Annotated in this window: 19 protein-coding genes; 15 read left to right on the forward strand and 4 right to left on the reverse strand. The window is 37.8% G+C overall.

The features are described 5' to 3' along the window. The first annotated feature begins 34 nt into the window (after window positions 1-34). From ACSBPO_RS00665 to ACSBPO_RS00690, 6 genes are all read left to right on the forward strand, one after another. The gene (locus tag ACSBPO_RS00665) at window positions 35-853 is read left to right on the forward strand and encodes a GNAT family N-acetyltransferase (protein ID WP_442597768.1); all 819 of its coding nucleotides are present in this window, start codon (window positions 35-37) and stop codon (window positions 851-853) included. Window positions 854-980: 127 nt separating this feature from the next. Beyond that, window positions 981-1985, forward strand: a complete 1005-nt coding sequence (locus tag ACSBPO_RS00670; protein WP_442597770.1) for a DUF3231 family protein — start codon at window positions 981-983, stop codon at window positions 1983-1985. A gap of 92 nt (window positions 1986-2077) precedes the next feature. Continuing rightward, a complete protein-coding gene (locus ACSBPO_RS00675; protein ID WP_442597772.1) occupies window positions 2078-2521 on the forward strand; it encodes a YueI family protein in 444 nt (147 codons plus the stop codon). Window positions 2522-2665: 144 nt separating this feature from the next. Next, window positions 2666-3523, forward strand: coding sequence for a DoxX-like family protein (locus ACSBPO_RS00680; protein ID WP_442600278.1), 858 nt, complete (start codon window positions 2666-2668; stop codon window positions 3521-3523). Between the two features lie 5 nt (window positions 3524-3528). Beyond that, the gene (locus ACSBPO_RS00685) at window positions 3529-4152 is read left to right on the forward strand and encodes a DUF4166 domain-containing protein (protein ID WP_442597774.1); all 624 of its coding nucleotides are present in this window, start codon (window positions 3529-3531) and stop codon (window positions 4150-4152) included. After that, the gene (locus tag ACSBPO_RS00690; RefSeq protein ID WP_442597776.1) at window positions 4149-5759 is read left to right on the forward strand and encodes a YndJ family protein; all 1611 of its coding nucleotides are present in this window, start codon (window positions 4149-4151) and stop codon (window positions 5757-5759) included. The genes ACSBPO_RS00685 and ACSBPO_RS00690 overlap by 4 nt, the downstream gene beginning before the upstream one ends. An 85-nt stretch (window positions 5760-5844) precedes the next feature. Here the strand turns inward: ACSBPO_RS00690 and ACSBPO_RS00695 are convergent, their stop codons facing one another. Beyond that, the gene (locus ACSBPO_RS00695) at window positions 5845-6312 is read right to left on the reverse strand and encodes a GNAT family N-acetyltransferase (RefSeq protein ID WP_442597778.1); all 468 of its coding nucleotides are present in this window, start codon (window positions 6310-6312) and stop codon (window positions 5845-5847) included. A gap of 122 nt (window positions 6313-6434) precedes the next feature. Here ACSBPO_RS00695 and ACSBPO_RS00700 point away from each other — a divergent pair, with 122 nt between their 5' ends. Further along, window positions 6435-7277: a VanW family protein gene (locus tag ACSBPO_RS00700; protein ID WP_442597780.1), complete on the forward strand. Its 843-nt coding sequence runs from the start codon at window positions 6435-6437 to the stop codon at window positions 7275-7277. Between the two features lie 42 nt (window positions 7278-7319). On the opposite strand, the gene ACSBPO_RS00705 is transcribed toward ACSBPO_RS00700, so the two are convergent. Further along, entirely contained in the window at window positions 7320-7694 is a 375-nt protein-coding gene (locus ACSBPO_RS00705) for a cupin (protein ID WP_442597782.1), read from the reverse strand. A gap of 188 nt (window positions 7695-7882) precedes the next feature. Between ACSBPO_RS00705 and gatC the strand changes: the two genes are divergently transcribed. From gatC to gatB, 3 genes are read left to right on the forward strand one after another with little or no spacing between them, the layout of a single operon-like run. Beyond that, complete coding sequence (gene gatC, locus ACSBPO_RS00710; protein WP_442597784.1) at window positions 7883-8173, forward strand: Asp-tRNA(Asn)/Glu-tRNA(Gln) amidotransferase subunit GatC; 291 nt, start codon at window positions 7883-7885, stop codon at window positions 8171-8173. A 12-nt stretch (window positions 8174-8185) separates the two neighbouring features. Beyond that, window positions 8186-9643 (forward strand): Asp-tRNA(Asn)/Glu-tRNA(Gln) amidotransferase subunit GatA, encoded by a 1458-nt coding sequence (gatA, locus tag ACSBPO_RS00715; RefSeq protein WP_442597786.1) that lies wholly within the window; start codon window positions 8186-8188, stop codon window positions 9641-9643. Window positions 9644-9655: 12 nt separating this feature from the next. Next, window positions 9656-11083, forward strand: coding sequence for an Asp-tRNA(Asn)/Glu-tRNA(Gln) amidotransferase subunit GatB (gene gatB / locus ACSBPO_RS00720; RefSeq protein WP_442597788.1), 1428 nt, complete (start codon window positions 9656-9658; stop codon window positions 11081-11083). 39 nt (window positions 11084-11122) lie between these two features. Here gatB and putP read toward each other — a convergent pair whose 3' ends face one another. Further along, the gene (gene putP / locus ACSBPO_RS00725) at window positions 11123-12598 is read right to left on the reverse strand and encodes a sodium/proline symporter PutP (RefSeq protein WP_442597790.1); all 1476 of its coding nucleotides are present in this window, start codon (window positions 12596-12598) and stop codon (window positions 11123-11125) included. A gap of 290 nt (window positions 12599-12888) precedes the next feature. Here putP and ACSBPO_RS00730 point away from each other — a divergent pair, with 290 nt between their 5' ends. From ACSBPO_RS00730 to ACSBPO_RS00750, 5 genes are all read left to right on the forward strand, one after another. Beyond that, complete coding sequence (locus ACSBPO_RS00730; RefSeq protein ID WP_442597792.1) at window positions 12889-13683, forward strand: class I SAM-dependent methyltransferase; 795 nt, start codon at window positions 12889-12891, stop codon at window positions 13681-13683. 268 nt (window positions 13684-13951) lie between these two features. Next, the gene (locus tag ACSBPO_RS00735) at window positions 13952-14869 is read left to right on the forward strand and encodes a diacylglycerol kinase (protein ID WP_442597794.1); all 918 of its coding nucleotides are present in this window, start codon (window positions 13952-13954) and stop codon (window positions 14867-14869) included. A gap of 172 nt (window positions 14870-15041) precedes the next feature. After that, on the forward strand, window positions 15042-16412 hold the full coding sequence (rlmD, locus tag ACSBPO_RS00740) for a 23S rRNA (uracil(1939)-C(5))-methyltransferase RlmD (RefSeq protein ID WP_442597796.1): 1371 nt from the start codon (window positions 15042-15044) through the stop codon (window positions 16410-16412). Between the two features lie 47 nt (window positions 16413-16459). Next, on the forward strand, window positions 16460-16657 hold the full coding sequence (locus tag ACSBPO_RS00745) for a hypothetical protein (RefSeq protein ID WP_442597798.1): 198 nt from the start codon (window positions 16460-16462) through the stop codon (window positions 16655-16657). Window positions 16658-16848: 191 nt separating this feature from the next. Continuing rightward, window positions 16849-17409 carry a hypothetical protein gene (locus ACSBPO_RS00750; RefSeq protein WP_442597799.1) on the forward strand — a complete coding sequence of 187 codons (561 nt, stop codon included), beginning with the start codon at window positions 16849-16851 and terminating at the stop codon, window positions 17407-17409. Window positions 17410-17552: 143 nt separating this feature from the next. Here ACSBPO_RS00750 and ACSBPO_RS00755 read toward each other — a convergent pair whose 3' ends face one another. Beyond that, window positions 17553-19106: an ABC-F family ATP-binding cassette domain-containing protein gene (locus ACSBPO_RS00755; protein ID WP_442597801.1), complete on the reverse strand. Its 1554-nt coding sequence runs from the start codon at window positions 19104-19106 to the stop codon at window positions 17553-17555. Between the last annotated feature and the right edge of the window lie 396 nt (window positions 19107-19502).

A 19502-nucleotide genomic window follows, 5' to 3' on the forward strand; every position in this document is an offset into this window, starting at 1 on the left:
TAATAAGAGATATTGTATCGCGGGAGGAAGAAATTTGTTAAGAAGTAAACAACTTGTAGACATTAAAGAATTGCAAAAAATATGTGAGGCAGGAGAGCCCTTCGAATTAAAGCTAAATTGGGATATGTTAGAGACTCGTCCTGAGAATGAAACACATGACCTTTTTCATTATGAAGGGGAGAAGCTTGTAGGTTTTATCGGCTTGTATGGATTTGGAAATAAAGTAGAGCTTTGCGGAATGGTACACCCTGATTACAGAAGAAGAGGTATTTTTACACAGCTTTATAAAAAGGCTGAAGAATTAATGGTAGAACGGAATTATAAACGTATTTTATTAAATGCTCCTTCCAATTCTGAATCAGCAAAGGGATTTTTAAAAACGTTACCTTGCACATATTCTTTTTCTGAGCACCAAATGAAATGGCAGGAAAAAGAATTAGTGAAGCAAGAGGATGTTGTTTTAAGACCATCTACACCAAAAGATGTTGAATTAGAGATTGAATTAGATGTCCGTTGCTTTGGTTTTGAGGAAACAGATGCGAGTGAATATAACCATAACCAGATGAAACTTGTAGATGAATACTTCATGATTGAGGCAGATGGAAAGCCTGTTGGTAAAATGCGTGTTTCGCACACTAACGGAGAGGCATGGATTTATGGATTCGCGGTATTACCCGAGCATCAAGGAAAAGGGATCGGCAGAAAAGCTCTTACTAATGTGGTATTAAAAGAACATAAACAGGGATACCCTGTTTTTCTAGAAGTAGAGGCGAAGAATGCCAATGCCTTAAGGTTATACCAATCCTGCGGGTTTGAAGCCTATCATTCTCAGGATTATTATTTGAAATTATAAACCGTGTATTAAAGGTGTAATGTAAATCGCATTACACCTTTTTGTTTTGTCCTTAAATTTCGATATTAGTATGTTTTTCCTTTTTAAAATAAATACTATAAAAAAAGCAAAAGGAGAACCCAGGATCATGGACCATGAAACAAGATTAACCTCAGCAGAAATCGGAACCTTATGGATATCCATCTACGAGAGCAAAATGTTTATTTGCTTATACAAGTACATGATAAATTCAATAGAGGATGTTGAAATCATATCCATCTTAAAAAAGGACCTTGCTTTTATTGAAGGTTTTTATCAATCGCTTTCCACTATTTTTGAAAATGAGAAGTTGCCTTTGCCAATAGGCTTTACGGATGAAGATGTGAATGAAAATGTCCCTAGACTATGTTCAGACGGCTTTATTCTTTATTTCTTACAGTCCATGTCAAAAGCAGGGATGAGTAAAGATGTGACCGTTCTTGCTTTAGTTACCCGCAAAGATTTAAAAACGTTATTTAAAAAGCACCTTGATCATGCGTATGAAATTTATTTAAAAGTAGAAGAAGTTTTATTAGAGCGTGGACTTTATATTAGATCACCCTATATTCCATCCCCAAATAGTGTGGAATTTGTGAATAGCAATAATTATTTAGGTGGGTTACATATTTTTGGTGAAAAGCGGCCTCTAAATTCAATTGAAATTTCTCACCTATTTATGAATATGGAAGTGAATCTAATTGGTATGATGATTTGCACAGCTTTTAGTCAAGTAGCAAAGGAAACAGATGTCATCAAATATTTGTTGCGTGGAAAAGAACTTTCGAAAGACATATTTAGTACATGCTCAAATATATTAACTGAATCAGAAGTACAAGCACCAGCAACATGGGATGCTGAAATTACAGCATCAACGGTTGCCCCTTTTTCAGATAAACTGATGCTTGCCTTTATTAATATGCTTAGTACGTATGGCCTTGGGTTATATTCGATTTCATCAGCTGCAAGTTTACGTTCTGATATTCAAGGGAAATATGCGGGAATCACAAAGGATGTTGGTGCCTATGCGAAAGATGGCATTGAGTTACTGATTACCAAAGGATGGTTTGAACAACCCCCAACATTACCAGACCGGAACCGCTTGGCAAAGGGATAATAGTTAGATGAGGCATTGGTGAAAAGCCAATGCTTTTTTCACGAAAATACTTCAATCATCATATGTATGAATCAGGCAAATTGGAGGTGGTCATGATGGAACGAGATAAAGTGGATGAGTATTTACAACAGGGGATGTATGGCCCAAAGGAAATTAAACCAGAAGAGAGAAGACGTTTTTTAGGAACATTAAGGGAACGAATTGTCGTAGCTTTAACCATTGCGCAGGTTCGTGAAGGAAAGGTAAACAGTCAGCTTGAAAAGATTATGAAGGAAAATCCGAAAGCGCATGTCTTTTTAAATGGTCAAATAGAGTACACTTCCCTTTCAAAGTTCATACAAATGGCTAAAAAAATAGGGCTTCCTTTTACGATGGTTAATAATAAAGAGGTGGAAACGGATATTGGATTAGTGGTCGCGTATGATTATGCCATAGACAAAGAAGAGATTTTTTTGAAAAATGAACTGAAGAAAAAGGTAAGCTTACAGAAGGGTAATGAAAAAGGGATCTTTTCAAAACTAAAAAAACTATTCTAAGGACCTTAAACAGGGATACGATCTGCACTAGTAATAGGATTATGATATAGTCATAGTAATAAAGTATTCCTGTTTTAAGGTGGTGTTAGAGTGGTCCAGACAAAGAAAAAGCCGATTTTTGTCAAAACGGATATAGAGACAACAATGGACAGGCTTTGGGAATATACTCAAAATCCAGCTATACATACTGAATGGGATGTTCGTTTTACAGAAATTACTTATCTGGAAAAATGCGAAAATAAACCACAACAGTTCCTATATAAAACGAAGATTGGATTTGGAATCGAAATAGCTGGAAAGGGTGAATCAGGTGGACAGAAGATGGATGAAAACGGGGAACGAGTTTCTTCCCTGAAATTTTCGACCGATCATCCTCTTTCACTCATTCAAACCGGAAGAGGCTATTGGAAATATAAACAGAATGGGAAAACGATTGATTTTCTAACACAATATGATTACGATACCCGATTTGGAAAGGTTGGGGAATGGATTGATCACTTACTTTTTCGTCCATTGCTAGGGTGGGCAACCGCATGGAGCTTTGATGCATTAAAACTTTGGTTGGAAAAGGGGTACCATCCGCGTCAATCGATGATAAAAACGGCTACTTATTGGCTCATTTGTTGGGCACTGGCTTTTATATGGATTTATCAAGGACTTGTCCCTAAATTATTATTTCTTCACCCACAAGAAGTAAAAATGACGTCTGCTTTATTTGGAGTTGAAAACAGTCCTTTAGTGGTGAAAGGAGTTGGGGCTCTCGAAATGATTTTTGGTGTTTTATGGATACTTCCGTTTTTAAAACGAAAACTTTTCCTCATTCAGAGCGTACTCATGGTTTGTCTGACCGTTGCCGCCGTCCTCTCAGATATGACCAGTTATTATCATCCCTTTAATCCAATCACACTAAATGTATCCATTCTAATTTTATCTGTTATAGGCTATATAAACTCCAATCATCTTCCAAGTGCAAATCATTGTCAAAGAAAACGGAAGGGGTGAAAAAAATGACCTCCATTTATCAAAAAGTCCTGGGTTCACAGTTTTCTAAGCTTCACCCTATGCTCCAGTATCGCTATACCTTGACTAGGGAAAAAGGATTTATCGGTAAAGGGGTGATGGATGAAATCTCTGGAGGTAACTTTTTTCTCCGGAAAATGTTCCATTTGGGAATCCCTTACCGAGTCTTTTTTCCTGAAAGAGGTAGGAAGATTCCTTTTTTAATAGAAAATAAGGTGATTTCAGGTCCCAGTGGGGAAGATATAGTGGAATGGAATCGAACGTTCACCTTTAAAAAGTTTGAACGCTATTTTGATGCGGCCATGTTTTTAAATGATGACGGCAGTGTGATCAACGATTTGTTTGGCAAACCATCCATTTTGGGTTCCACCTTATCGTTTACTGTTGACGAAAAAAACGGATCATTAATAATTCGTTCCATGAAGCAATGGTTAATCGTTAACGGTGAAAAGCTTCCACTCCCCCGTATATTTCATGGTGAAGCTACTATTATAGAGTCTTATGATGACCATTTAGGTGTATATCGAATTCAGGTAGAGGTAAAAAATCCCTTGTTTGGCTCACTTTTTTTCTATAAAGGTAGCTTTTCGGAAGTGGAGAGGGATATATGATGAAGCGAAATAACTGGATTGGCCTTATCATATTTATATTTTTTCTAGTGAGTGAATGGCCACATATTCATCCGGTTGAAGCATTCGTGTTGTTTTCTATTTTATTCCTTATTCCGTTATCGTTTGCATTTATTGGAATGTTCCAGAGAAGTGGGCAAAAATTTTGGTTGGCGAAATGGGTGGAATGGGCGTATCCATTTGCTGCGATTAGTGCGATGCTGGCGTTTCTTTTTGATTCTTTGCTGCTTGCAGGTATATGGTTCCTTTATACAGGATTAGTCGCTTTACTCGGGTTTAGAAGGCTTATGGAGCGAGGCTTGAAGCCAATTGGTGAAACATCTATCGATTTTGGACTTCTCTATTTATTTTTAGGAGGTTTCTGGTTTTTTGCTTATATTGCCGAGTGGAACATCATGGGATTTTCCGGACTTATCGTGCTATTAACGGCCATTCATTTTCACTATTCTGCTTATTTTTTACCAATCTTTGCTGGACTCTTGAATCGAAAGATCATAGATTGGCCTATGACCATCATTATTATGCTTTCCCCCATAACGGTAGCTGTGGGAATTACATATTCAACAGCCTTTGAGTTAGTGGCAGTTATCCTCTATTTTTTAGCGTTGGTACGTTATGGTTACCGAGTATGGACGACTAGTTTTGAAAAAAAATGGGCAAAACGACTTCTTGTTTTTTCTGGGACGGTTTTAATCATAACGATAACCTTCTCGGTGTTGTATGCCACTGGAACCTTTCGCGGAAGAGTCATCTTGTCCATCGATGAGATGATATGGATTCATGGAGCTGTCAATGCAGTAGCCGTTATTTTAATCGGGCTATTAGGATGGCACTTGGAATCTCCAAAGCTAAGAGGCAATCATTTTGGTAAACCTATGAGCAAAGTAAAAGGTACTTGGTTAATAGGTGGGGATTTTTTAGCAAAGAGTGAGTTGACGGGAAAAGAAAAATACGTTGGTTTAGTTGATAAAATGGCAGAACTTACTTCTTCTGATTTTGATGTAAATAAATTATCATCAAGCATTATTGATTTTTACGAACAAACAGTGGATTACGAGTTAAAAGCAAGAATTACCTGGAGCAAGTGGTTTATACCGTTTGCCTATATTTATCAGTTTATAAGTAGACATGTACAGCAAGTTCATTTAGGGATCCAAAAAGATTGGCAAAGGATGTCTGGGGATATTGTTGGGATTGATTCCTTAAAGGATGGTCGAAACAAGGTACGAGCGTGGGTTCGTCAAAATGAAAGTGGAGAGACGATCTTTGTTGCCTTATATTCCTTACATTCACATCAGGGACAAACGTACATGAATATTGCTCTTCCCTTGCCTAAGGGCAATATGACAGGTATATTAAAGCCTTTAAATGCCGGGGCTAATCTTATTTTAACCAGTCGTTCCTATCAAGATGGTAACGGGGACGAAGGAATTTACTTTCGAACAAGATTCATAACCATTCGTTTACCACTCGCAGAAACCTTTACCCTACAAGAAACTAGTATTGGAACACTTCAAGCACACCACCAAATGTGGATATACGGAATTCCATTCCTCCAAATCCAATACAACATCGCAAAACAAACGTAAAAACAAAAACCCCTTTAACACTTTAAAGCACCGGGGGTCAGACCCCCAGTGCTTTAAAGCGATAAACTAATCTAAGAATAGGGTTTTAGGATACTTTCAAACAATAGATATGTTCATCAACAAAAGCTTTAACTATCTCACCTGTGGGTTCAAAGCCTAAAGCCGTATACACTCTTATTGCACTTTCATTTTCCGGGATTACGCTTAAATAGATTTCTTTGCAATCATATTCATGGATCATATCGTCAAGGATGGCTCTAAGGGCAGGTTTTCCATAACCTTTACCTTGAAACTTATGACCAAGCATCATAGAAACCATTTCATAACGGTTATGTTCTTTATCAAATCCATGTGTTGCAAATCCTATTAAAGTATCTCCATCATAGATAGCGCGATTTATCCAACCCTTAACCGATGCAAAGGCAATAAAAAAGGCATTGGAACCAACCATCGATTCAAATAGCTTATATTCTTTTTCCTGTTTCAGTTCTGATTTTAGATTAATGATATCAAAGAAATTATCTTCTGTAACATGACGTAATTGTAAATTCATCTATTGGAATCTCCTTTTAATAGAATACTAGTATTATAATAAGTAAAGTTATAATTTGTAAAATTATTCAAGAAATGGGTTATTTAAATAAATGAAATTAGGATAAGGAGGCTACATATCATATGAATCCAGTCCTTTTAAGGCCAAAAAAGCGGTCGCAAATCCGGATTACGCTAGGCAAAGTATTTTATCGATGGAAAAGATATGTACAATGGTTTACTGATGGAAAAAAGTATGCCTCGAAAAGAGATATAACAAAGTTACTTCCTTATGAAGGGATGAAACACCAAACAATATTAATGAGGAAACTGAAAAACGTTGATATGTGGTATCAAACGAATAAAGTGACGAACTTAAAACTGGCGATTGAAAGGTTAAATGGAATTGTCGTCCGTCCAGGAGAAACCTTCTCTTATTGGAGATTAATAGGACAGCCTACCAAAAGAAAAGGGTACGTCGATGGAATGGTTTTGCATTACGGAAGTTTTCATAAGGGAATTGGAGGAGGGTTATGTCAGTTATCGAATTTAATTTATTGGATTACACTGCATACCCCTCTAACCGTGACGGAAAGACACCGACATAGTTATGATGTATTTCCAGATTCAAATCGAACACAACCATTTGGAAGTGGCGCCACCTGCGCTTACAACTACTTGGATTTACAAATAAGAAATGATACACAAGTTGATTTTCAATTGCATCTTTATTTAACAGAAACCCATTTAGTAGGGGAATGGCGTGCATCAGAGCCTTTATTACACACGTATCAAATTTATGAAAAGGAACATAAAATCGCTCCGGCTTATTGGGGAGGATATATAAGACAAAATGTAATCTCCCGTAAAAAATTTAACCGTCAAGGCAATCTAATAGAAGATGAGGATATCGCAGAAAATCACGCCATCATGATGTACGAACCACTCTTAGAAACGAACAAAGAAGTAGAAGTATCGTCACTTTAACACATTAACGCACCGGGGTCTGACCCCCGGTGCGTTAATGTGTTAAAGTGGAGCTCTCTCTAATTCTTTTAAATATTTTGCTGGATCAAGGTGATCTCCTTCCACAATCATGGCTACCATTCCTGTTTTAGAACCAGATTCGTGCTCTTCACCAGGAGTCCAATAAACGGCTACCCCTTTTTGAACGGCAATCTTCTCCTCATTTGCTACTCGAACCCAGCCTTCTCCGTCAACCACTAAAAATAATTGCGGACATGTGGCAGGATGGATTCCTAGTACACTATCAGAAGAAAAGTGCATACATCCAATCGATAAGGGACCTTCCATCCTTTGGATAGGGGTAATCCCTACATTTTTGCTGCCAAACTGCTGGATTTCTCTTCGTACTTCCGCATCAAAACGGTAAAATTCCATCATAACTCCCCCTTTTGTAAATTAATCCCATTATATATAGTGCGAAACTAATTGAATAGCCTTTTTTATGAAGAGTATGATAATGCTCAAAATTTCGGACAAATAAATTAATTTCTATGGAGAATCATTGCTTTAAACAGAAAAAGTTTGATATCATCGATAATATTATCTTGTTCGTGAGGTGAAGAAAAATGTCAAGGATTTCTTTGGATGAAGTAAAACACGTGGCTCACTTAGCTAGGTTAGCCATCACAGAAGATGAAACCGAAAAATTTACTAAACAATTAGATTCAATTATTACCTTTGCAGAACAATTAAACGAGTTGGATACAGAAGGTATTGAACCTACTACACATGTATTAAATATGAAAAATATTTTACGTGAAGATAAAGCAGCAAAAGGGCTTTCGCGTGAAGAGGTACTTAAAAATGCTCCAGACCACCAAGACGGTCAATTTAAAGTACCATCCATCTTAGAGTAAGGAGGGGATAGCATGAGTTTATTTGATCATAAAATGACAGAGCTTCATCAATTATTACATAAGAAAGAACTGAGCGTTTCAGACCTTGTTTCAGAATCGTTTAAAAAAATTAGTGAAGTGGAGGACCAAGTCCAGGCTTTCTTAACTTTAAATGAAGAAGAAGCAAGAAATCAGGCAAAAAGCTTAGATAATAAGTTAATGACAGATGCAGCAAAAGGCCTCCTGTTTGGGATGCCTATTGGAATTAAGGACAATATTGTCACAAAAGGTATTCGAACAACCAGTGGCAGTAAAATGCTTGAAAACTTTGATCCTATTTACAATGCAACGGTAATGGACAAGTTAGCAGCGGCAGAATCGATTGCAATTGGTAAATTGAATATGGACGAATTCGCAATGGGTTCATCCACTGAAAACTCAGCCTTCCAAAAAACAAAAAATCCTTGGAATGTAGAAACCGTTCCTGGTGGTTCTTCAGGTGGGTCTGCTGCTTCCGTAGCGGCCGGTGAAGTTCTATTTTCGCTAGGCTCAGATACAGGGGGTTCGATTCGTCAGCCGGCTTCTTTTTGTGGAGTGGTTGGTTTAAAGCCTACATACGGACGTATTTCTCGCTTTGGTTTAATTGCTTTTGCGTCCTCCCTCGATCAAATTGGTCCGATTACTCGAACAGTAGAAGACAATGCCTATGTTTTAGAGGCCATTTCCGGAGTGGATTCAATGGATTCTACATCTGCTAATGTACCTGTTCCGAGCTTCGTTCAAGCCTTAACCGGCGATATTAAAGGGTTGAAAATTGCCGTGCCAAAAGAATACTTAGGTGAAGGTGTTAACGAAGAGGTTAAGCAGTCGGTTCTTGCTGCTTTGAAGGTTCTTGAAAGCCAGGGAGCGACATGGGAGGAAGTTTCGTTACCTCATTCTAAATATGCTCTCGCTACTTATTATTTACTATCATCGTCTGAAGCGTCAGCTAACTTAGCTCGTTTTGACGGTGTTCGTTATGGATATAGAACTCCTAATGCCGAAAACTTAATTGATTTATATAAAAAGACGCGTTCAGAAGGCTTTGGAGAAGAAGTAAAAAGAAGAATCATGTTAGGTACCTTCGCTCTTAGCTCAGGTTATTACGATGCCTATTATAAAAAAGCTCAACAGGTACGTACCTTAATAAAGAAGGATTTTGAAGACGTTTTTGAAAAGTATGATGTAATTGTTGGTCCTACAACCCCAACGCCAGCGTTTAAAATTGGTGAAAAAACAAGCGATCCAATGACGATGTACGCGAATGATATTTTAACCATTCCCGTTAACTTAGCGGGAGTACCAGCTATTTCTGTGCCGTGTGGCTTCTCAAATGGTCTGCCATTAGGATTACAAATAATTGGTAAACATTTTGATGAAAGTACCATCTACCGAGTAGCACACGTATTTGAACAATCAACTGATTATCATAAACAAAAACCATCATTGTAAGGGGTGAGAAGAATGGATTTTGAAACGATTATTGGATTGGAAGTCCATGTTGAATTAAAAACAGATTCGAAAATTTTCTCGGCTAGTCCGAACCACTTTGGGGCGGAGCCTAATACGAATACAACTGTGATAGACCTTGGATACCCAGGCGTGTTACCTGTTTTAAATAAAAAGGTAGTCGATTATGCGATGAAAGCAGCAATGGCTCTAAATTGCGAAGTAGCTACCCATACGAAATTTGATCGAAAAAATTATTTTTATCCAGACAATCCAAAAGCCTACCAGATCTCTCAATTTGATAAACCAATTGGGGAAAATGGCTGGATTGAAATCGAGGTAGATGGCTACAAGAAAAAAATTGGCATTACTCGTATTCATATGGAAGAGGATGCAGGAAAGCTTAACCACGAAAAAGGCTACTCGTTAGTGGATATAAATCGCCAAGGAACACCTTTAGTTGAAATTGTTTCAGAGCCCGATATTCGCACACCAAATGAGGCATACGCTTATTTGGAAAAATTAAAGTCGATTATTCAATATACCGGAGTATCTGATTGTAAAATGGAAGAAGGTTCACTTCGCTGTGATGCCAATATTTCCATTCGTCCTGTTGGTCAAAAAGAATTCGGAACCAAAACGGAGCTGAAAAATCTAAACTCGTTTAACTTTGTTCGCAGAGGACTTGAGCATGAAGAAAAACGCCAACGTGAAGTGGTTTTAGCTGGTGGAGTTATTCAGCAGGAAACAAGAAGATATGATGAAGCAACCGGAACAACGATTTTAATGCGAGTAAAAGAAGGTTCGGAGGATTATCGTTATTTTCCAGAACCAGACTTAACAGACCTTTATATTGATGAGGAATGGAAGGCACGAATGAGAGCGGAAATTCCAGAACTGCCGGATCAACGGAAGTCTCGTTATATAGCGGAATGGGGGCTGCCTGAATATGATGCCAATGTCTTAACAGTTACTAGGGAAATGGCAGACTTTTTCGAAGCAACCGTTGCTGCAGGTGCAGAACCGAAACAAGCTTCAAACTGGCTGATGGGAGACCTCTCTGCTTATTTGAACGCTGAACAAAAGGAACTTCATCAAATTGCATTAATACCTTCTAGCCTTGCAGGACTAATTAAACTAATTGAAAACGGAACGATTTCTTCTAAAATAGCGAAGGTTGTTTTTAAAGAATTAGTGGAAGATGGCGGAGACGCAGAACAAATCGTAAAGGAGAAGGGTCTAGTTCAAATTTCAGATGAAGGTGCCCTGTTAAAATTCATTACAGAAGTATTGGATGGAAATCCACAGTCTATTGAAGATTTTAAAGCTGGAAAAAGTAAAGCGGTTGGCTTCCTAGTAGGTCAAATCATGAAAGTGACAAAAGGTCAGGCTAACCCGCAAATGGTGAACCAGCTATTACAATCAGAAATCGAAAAGAGATAAAGAAATGGATGGTGCCAAGCACCATCCATTTTTTTAAAACTATTCATTTTTTAATAATTCGACCGATTCATCAAATTCCTTTTCGATGGCATCGTTCTTTTCGTAAGTAATGATGCTGACAATAACAGCTACAATGAAGTTTAAAACGAAACCAGGTACGATTTCGTAAAGGGTGTCACCAAGTCCAACATTCTTCCAAACGATAACGGTTACCGCTCCGACAACCATCCCGATGATAGCACCCCAGTTGGTCATCTTTTTCCAATAGAGGCTTAAAAGGATGGTTGGACCAAAAGCGGCACCAAACCCCGCCCAAGCATAAGCAACAAGGCCTAAGATCGTGTTATTTTGCTCCCAAGCTAATATGGCTGCAATAACAGCAACGGCTAAAACCGCCATACGGCCAAGGAAAACAAGTTTTTTATCGCTAGCATTTTTAGCAAATACTTTATATAAGTCTTCAATAAGCGCACTCGATGTAACGATTAGCTGAGAAGAAATGGTGCTCATAATCGCAGCAAGAACAGCTGCAAGTAAGAAGCCTGCAATAATTGGGTGGAACAGAATTTGCCCTAATTCAATAAATATTGCTTCCGGATTTTTTAATGTGAATTCAGTATGTTGTTGGAAGAACGCAATTCCGACTAGTGCAGTGAAAATCGTTCCAAGTAAAGAGAAAATCATCCAGCCCATGCCGATTCGGCGTGCACTTTTTGTTTCCTTAATGGTCGTAATGGCCATAAAACGAACGATGATATGAGGCTGACCAAAATAGCCCAATCCCCAAGCCATTGCTGAGATTATACCCACAACTGTAGTCCCTTTAAAGAAATCAAGTAAGGTAGGGTCTACCATTTTAATGGTATCAAAAGTTTCACTAATTCCACCTGTTTTAAAGATGGCGATAATAGGCACAAATATTAATGCTAGTAGCATCATTAATCCTTGAATAAAGTCGGTATAACTTACCGCCAAGAAGCCACCGAATAAAGTATAGGCAACAACCACGGCTGAAACGAGAAGTAAGCCTGTATGATAGTCATAGTCAAATGAGTTCTCGAAGAAAACAGCTCCCGCAACCATTCCAGAAGAAACATAAAAAGTAAAGAAAATTAAAATGACGATTCCAGAAACAATACGAAGTAATTTTGTAGAGTCTTTAAAACGATTTTCTAAATAAGCAGGAATGGTAATGGAGTCATTTGCGACTTGAGTATAAGAACGTAGACGTGGTGCAACTAATTTCCAGTTTAGGTAGGCACCGATTGTTAACCCGATAGCGATCCAAGCATCTGCTAAACCGCTTACATAAATTCCGCCAGGCAATCCCATCAATAACCATCCACTCATATCGGCTGCCCCAGCACTTAAGGCTGTAACGGCTGGGCCTAATGAACGTCCCCCTAGCATGTAATCCGAGAGATTGCTTGTTTTTCTATAGGCATACCAACCGATCAGCAACATGCCGATGATGTAGATGCCAATAGAGATCATTTGATAAGTCTCATTTGTCATACATTATCCCCCTTTGTCATAATAGAAAATATTTTTTAGAATATTTTCTACTTATAAAATATTCTAACACCTACATAAATCATTCATCAATATAAAAATTTTTGAAAATAAAAGATTTATTAATATATCATTTAGCTTTTCTAATATAATAATTTTGGAATATATGATCATCATAGATTCTTTATGTCGAACGAAAATTTCTTTAAAATAGTAAGTTAGAATAGAACTTTCGTATCGTAAGATGGTATGATAGAGAAAATTCCCAATTTTTAAAAATTAAGGAAGGTGTCATGATGAACGGAGCCCATTTTGGTTTAGTTGCCGAAAGCTACTCTCGTTCCCGAAATGATATTCCCCACCAACTTTTTGAGAGTCTACAGCTCCGTAATATCTATTTCGCAGGAAAGAAAGTTGCTGATATTGGTTGTGGAACAGGTGTATTAACAAGAAAAATTAAAATTAGAAATGCCCAGGTGATTGGAGTGGACCCGTCACCGCAGCTCCTTGAAAAGGCAAATGTCTCGAGTGAAGAGGATTTTCTTTCCATACCATATGTTTTGGGAACGGCAGAACAAACAGGTTTAGACTCTACAGCGTTTGACATCGTTACCGTTATGCGAGCTTGGCACTGGTTTGATCGAGAACAGACCATCGAAGAAATCAACCGAATATTAAAGCCTAAAGGTACATTGCTAATTATGGACTCAGGATTTTTAACCGAATCGACCCTTGTTATGCAAACGTTTTCCGCTATGGAAAAGTTTATTACTGGAGGAATAAAACCAGCTGGATCCAAGGCACAATCCAAACAAAGAATAAATGGATTCCCAGTAGAATGGTTTGAAGAATGGCGTCAAAATAAATTCGATGTACGTGATTTTTATAAATTCGATTATACCGTCTCATTTACAAATGAAGAATGGGTCGATAGAATCGAATCCATTTCGTGGATGACAGGACTAAAGGAAGATGAAAGAGAGATAGCAAAATTTAAATTACTGGATACCCTAAAAGAACAATTCGGAGAAGAAGTCATTCACAGCGTCCCACACTACTGCACCGTCTGCATCCTAACAAAACAATAACAAATCAATAACTTTAACGCATTAACGTACCGGGAGTCAGACCCCCGGTACGTTAATGCGTTAAAGAGGGATAGCCCTTTCAAATTAAAACTTATTTTTGGTTAAATTTTGCTATTTAGAGGTAAAGGATATATGATTATTTTGGACAAAATATTCATTATGGTTTTAAAGTTAAAGATCATGTAATTTGTTGAGAAACTTGTTTTAAGGTAAATTATATTATGGAAATATAAGGTGTTACTTAATTTAATTATAGGAAGTTGATAGTATGAAACGAGCGAGAATCATATATAATCCAACGTCCGGCCGAGAGATCTTTAAGCGGCATTTGGCAGATGTTCTTCAGAAACTTGAAAAGGCAGGTTATGAAACGTCCTGTCATGCGACTACTGGAGCAGGGGATGCTACAAGTGCAGCACGAATTGCTGTTGAACGAAGGTACGACCTTGTTGTAGCTGCTGGTGGCGATGGGACAATCAATGAGGTAGTCAACGGTTTGGCGGAGCAGGATTATCGACCAAAGCTTGGCATTATTCCTGTTGGTACGACGAATGACTTTGCACGTGCCCTCCATATACCAAGAGATATCGAGGCTGCGGCAGAAATTATTGTCAAAGGCGAAACCATTCCAGTTGATATAGGCAGGATTAATGATCGTTACTTTATTAATATCGCTGGTGGAGGACGTTTAACGGAGCTTACTTATGAAGTTCCGAGTAAACTGAAAACGATGTTAGGACAGCTGGCGTATTATTTAAAAGGAATGGAAATGTTGCCATCGATTCGATCAACCGACTTTACAATCGAGTATGATGGTAAGCTATTTGAAGGAGAAGCAATGCTTTTTCTAGTGGGTTTAACGAATTCGGTTGGGGGCTTTGAAAAATTGGCTCCTAATTCATCGATAAACGATGGGATGTTTTCCCTTCTTATTTTGAAAAAGACCAACCTTGCTGATTTTATTCGTATCGCATCTTTAGCCGTTCGTGGAGATCATATTCATGATGAAAATGTGATTTATACACAAGCGAATCGTATTAAAGTTACCTCTAATGAAAAAGTACAGTTAAATCTAGATGGGGAATTTGGCGGCTTACTGCCAGCTGAATTTGAAAATCTTTATCGCCACCTAGAAGTATATGTACCATTAGACCAAATTCGACCAGAGGACCGTCCCGTACAATAGGTTTCCTTTAGCTACTTTATGTAAAACCGTCAGCGCGTTCTTCTACAAAAGAACGCGCTTTTTACTGCTTTAAAGCGGTAAATTCAAATTCTAGGGATTTCGATTTTGTCCTTAGTTATGGTAGAATCTTTGAATAATGAAAAGAACAAAAAACCTGTAAAGGAAGTACAAAATGAGCGTAACATTACCTGTAAAGAAGAATGATTATATAGATGTTGTTTTTGAAGATTTGACTCATGAAGGGGCAGGGGTTGCCAAGGTAGATGGATATCCATTATTTGTCCCAAATGGACTTCCGGGAGAAAAAGCGAAAATCAAAGTAATAAAGGCAAACAAGGGCTATGGTTTTGGGAGATTGATCGAACTATACGAAGAGAGCCCGGACCGTGTAAAGGCTCCTTGTCCGATTTATAAGGAATGCGGAGGTTGTCAGCTTCAGCATTTAAGCTATGAGGGGCAATTAAAAGCAAAGGAAAAACAAGTTCGTGAGGTATTAACACGTATCGGAAAGCTTGAAAATGTGAAGGTACATCCTGTTCTCGGTATGAGTGAGCCATGGCGGTATCGCAATAAAGCTCAAGTGCCTGTTGGAGAGCGTGAAGGCGGTTTAATAGCAGGATTTTATCAAAAGCGAAGCCATGAAATCATTAATATGGAGGCCTGTTTAATTCAACAAGAAAAAAATGATGAAGTGGTTCGAGTAGTAAAAGATATTTGTGAACGTCATGGTATACCGGCCTACGATGAAGAAAAGCATAAAGGCCAATTGCGTCACATCATGGCTCGTTATGGTTTAGTTTCCGGTGAGATCATGGTTGTGCTAGTTACTAGAACGTCAGAACTGCCAAATAAACAGAATATCATAGATGAAATAGTAGAACGCACCCCGGGAGTAAAATCCATCATCCAGAATATCAATTCGAAAAAGACGAATGTAATCCTTGGCGACGAAACGAAGGTGTTATGGGGAGAAGAGGTCATATACGATTTTATTGGTGATATAAAATTTGCGATATCCTCTCAGTCGTTTTATCAAGTAAACCCTGAACAAACTAAGGTACTTTATGACAAAGCACTCGAATATGCCAATTTAAGCGGGGAAGAAACGGTAATAGATGCGTATTGTGGAATCGGAACGATTTCCTTATTTTTAGCCCAAAAAGCTCGTAAAGTATACGGTGTCGAAATCGTACCAGAAGCGATCGAGGATGCGCAAAGAAATGCACAACTCAACGAAATAACAAATGTAGAGTTTGCGGTTGGCCAAGCTGAAGTAGTGATTCCGAAGTGGTACGAAGATGGCATCTCTGCGGATGTGCTTGTGGTAGATCCCCCAAGAAAAGGCTGTGATGAAGCGTTACTACAAACCATCATCTCGATGAAGCCTAAAAAAGTCGTTTACGTCTCATGTAACCCAGGAACTTTAGCACGTGATTTACGAATTCTAGAAGATGGCGGATATAAAACGTTAGAAGTTCAGCCCGTTGATATGTTTCCGCACACAACCCATGTGGAAGCAGTTGCGCTGCTTGAACTTAATTAACACAATTCTATATCATTATTTAAAATACTAATGTAGAGGTTTATTATATGGATGCAAATAAAAAATGGCTCTCTATTCCAAAGGAATTTAGAACAAAACTTAAAAATAATGTTTTTTGTGCGCATTGTGCAAATGTCGCAACAATTGAGAGTTTTACAATTGAGGATCATTCAGCCGGAATTGTCTTAACGGGAAAGTGCCAAAAGTGCGGAAATGGAGTAGCGAGGGTTGTAGAAATTGAATAGCTGTTAATAATTTGTACCTGCCCACTTTGTATAAGTGTGTTAAGTAGAAATTATGCACTTGATTTAGGGAAGCAAATAGTTGCTTCCTTTTCATTTTGCTCATCTCCTTCTCTATAATAAATTGAAACCATTATATATCGTTTATCGTATAGTATCCATTAGCGTACTAGGTAGGAAGGAGAGGCGAATATATGGAAGATTCTACTACTATAAAAAGAGAAGAAACGGAAAAACACCCAATTGAACAATACTTGGAGAAGCATATTATAAAAATTTCAGTAGCCGCAGTATTATTTATTATTTCGTTTTTTATTGCTGTGACGATTAACGGGATTTTAGCTACTTATATTTTCGGACCGTTTTTTTTGCTGGCTTTCATTACTGGCATTATTTTGAACCTTGTTGTGTATGCAGGTAAAGTAAGATCATTTAAGGAATTCATCTTTTCTAAAAATATGTTTAATACGTTATTTGTCATTGGAATCATCTCCTTAACGTTATACCTTGGAAGAGGAGAAATCATGGATTATCCTCACTACATTAATAAGGATTTTGAGGTGTATAAGGGGAGTCCAAGGGAAATAGATGTAATTCGGCGTACAGGAAGAGGACCAGGTAGCAGTACCCTATTCACTTTAGATTCGGGAAAAGTCCTCATTTATAAGGGGATCATTGAGGACTTAAACCAAGCCATCAATATAAAATCGAGTATATGCCGCATAGCAGACACATTTATCATCTTACCAACCTGACGACAGGTGAAAAGTGGAGGCATCGTTAAGTGGTGGAGGTGGTAACGGGCAAAGAAATAAAATAAGTACACTCTCGATAAGGCCTATACAATAAAAGGGGTACCCCAGTAAAAATTACTTTTTGGGTACCCCTTAATCTTTATTTAAAACACTTTGGTAGTCCAATCTTCACAATTCCAAATATCGGTCGCAATTTCACGATAAAAATCAGGTTCGTGGGATACCATCAAGATACTTCCGCGGTATGCCTTTAAAGCACGCTTCAATTCTTCTTTTGCATCCACATCCAAGTGATTGGTAGGTTCGTCTAAAATTAATAAATTTGTTTCAGTGTTTAAAATTTTACACAAACGAACTTTGGCTTTTTCGCCACCAGAAAGGACTTCGATTTTACTTTCAATATGCTTCGTCGTTAATCCGCATTTTGCTAGAGCAGCACGGACTTCAGCCTGATTCATACTTGGGAACTCGCTCCAAATTTCTTCGATACAAGTGTTGTAGTTGGATTGTTTCACTTCCTGCTCGAAGTAACCGATGTATTGATACTCACCACGTTCCACTTTACCCGAAATCGGATTAATCAATCCAAGAATACTTTTTAAAAGAGTAGACTTACCGATACCGTTTGCACCAACGAATGCAATTTTTTGTCCGCGTTCCATTTTCAAATTCAGAGGGCGAGAAAGTGGTTCATTGTAACCAATAACAAGATCTTCAGTTTCGAAAATCCAGCGACTAGATGAACGAGCTTCTTTGAAATTAAACTCTGGTTTCGGCTTCTCTTTTCCTAATTCAATAACTTCCATTTTGTCGAGCTTCTTCTGACGGGACATCGCCATATTACGAGTCGCAACACTTGCCTTGTTACGAGCAACGAAATCTTTCAAATCAGCAATTTCTTGTTGTTGACGCTTGTAAGCAGACTCTAGCTGTTGCTTTTTCATTTCATATATTTTTAAGAAGTTATCATAGTCACCAACATAGCGATTCAATTCTTGGTTTTCCATGTGATAAATCAAGTTAACCACATTGTTCAAGAATGGAATATCATGTGAAATCAAGATAAATGCATTCTCATATTCCTGTAAATAGCGCTTCAACCATTCTATATGTTGTTCATCTAAATAGTTCGTAGGCTCGTCTAGTAATAGGATTTCAGGCTTCTCTAGCAAAAGCTTAGCTAGTAAAACTTTTGTACGTTGCCCACCGCTAAGATCATCTACATCTCGATCGAGTCCAACATCGTCTAATCCTAGACCGCGAGCAACTTCCTCAACTTTTGAATTAATTTGATAGAAATCATTGCTATCTAACGTTTCTTGTAGCTCTCCCACTTCAGCAAGCAGTGCATCGATATCAGCACCTTCATCGCCCATTTTTGCATAAAGTTCATTGATCTCTGCTTCAGCATCAAATAGATATTGAAATGCAGTACTCAAAGCTTCACGCATCGTAGTCCCTTTTTGAAGGACAGCATGCTGATCTAAATAACCAACACGAACCTTTCGTGACCACTCCACTTTCCCCTCGTCGGGTTGCAACTTCCCAGTAACAATATTCATGAAAGTCGACTTACCTTCACCATTTGCCCCAACTAGTCCAACGTGTTCTCCTTTTAAAAGTCGAAAAGACACATCATTAAAAATCGCACGATCACCGAAACCGTGACTTAAATTTTGTACGTTTAATACGCTCATTTTTTTAACCCCTTATCTAATGTCATATGTGAATATCTTAATAGAATTTAGTTGCTTTTTCTATCTTGAAGTTACTTTTTGTGAAAATGGAAGTCTGCCCCATCTTAATAAAAGGCTGTTTTCGTAAAAATTTTATAATAAGATTATTGAATGATATTTACTTGGACGTATAACAATTGCCGTAAGAATCTATTATACAACCAAACCTGGTGGTAAGATAAGAGTTATTCCCATGTGGAAATAAATATAGAAAAAATGAAAGAATTGGTTGAGTCCTTTTTGTTTGTTTAAAGGTAATAAAAGGAGGACCTGCCTACGATTCCCTACATGTTAAAATTTATAATTAGTTGCTATTGATAAAATAATCATAATAGACATAAGGAAAATCCTTTAGGA

The sequence above is a fragment of the Neobacillus sp. D3-1R genome (genome assembly GCF_052180215.1).
In the GTDB taxonomy this organism is placed as follows: Bacteria; Bacillota; Bacilli; order Bacillales; family Cytobacillaceae; genus Pseudoneobacillus.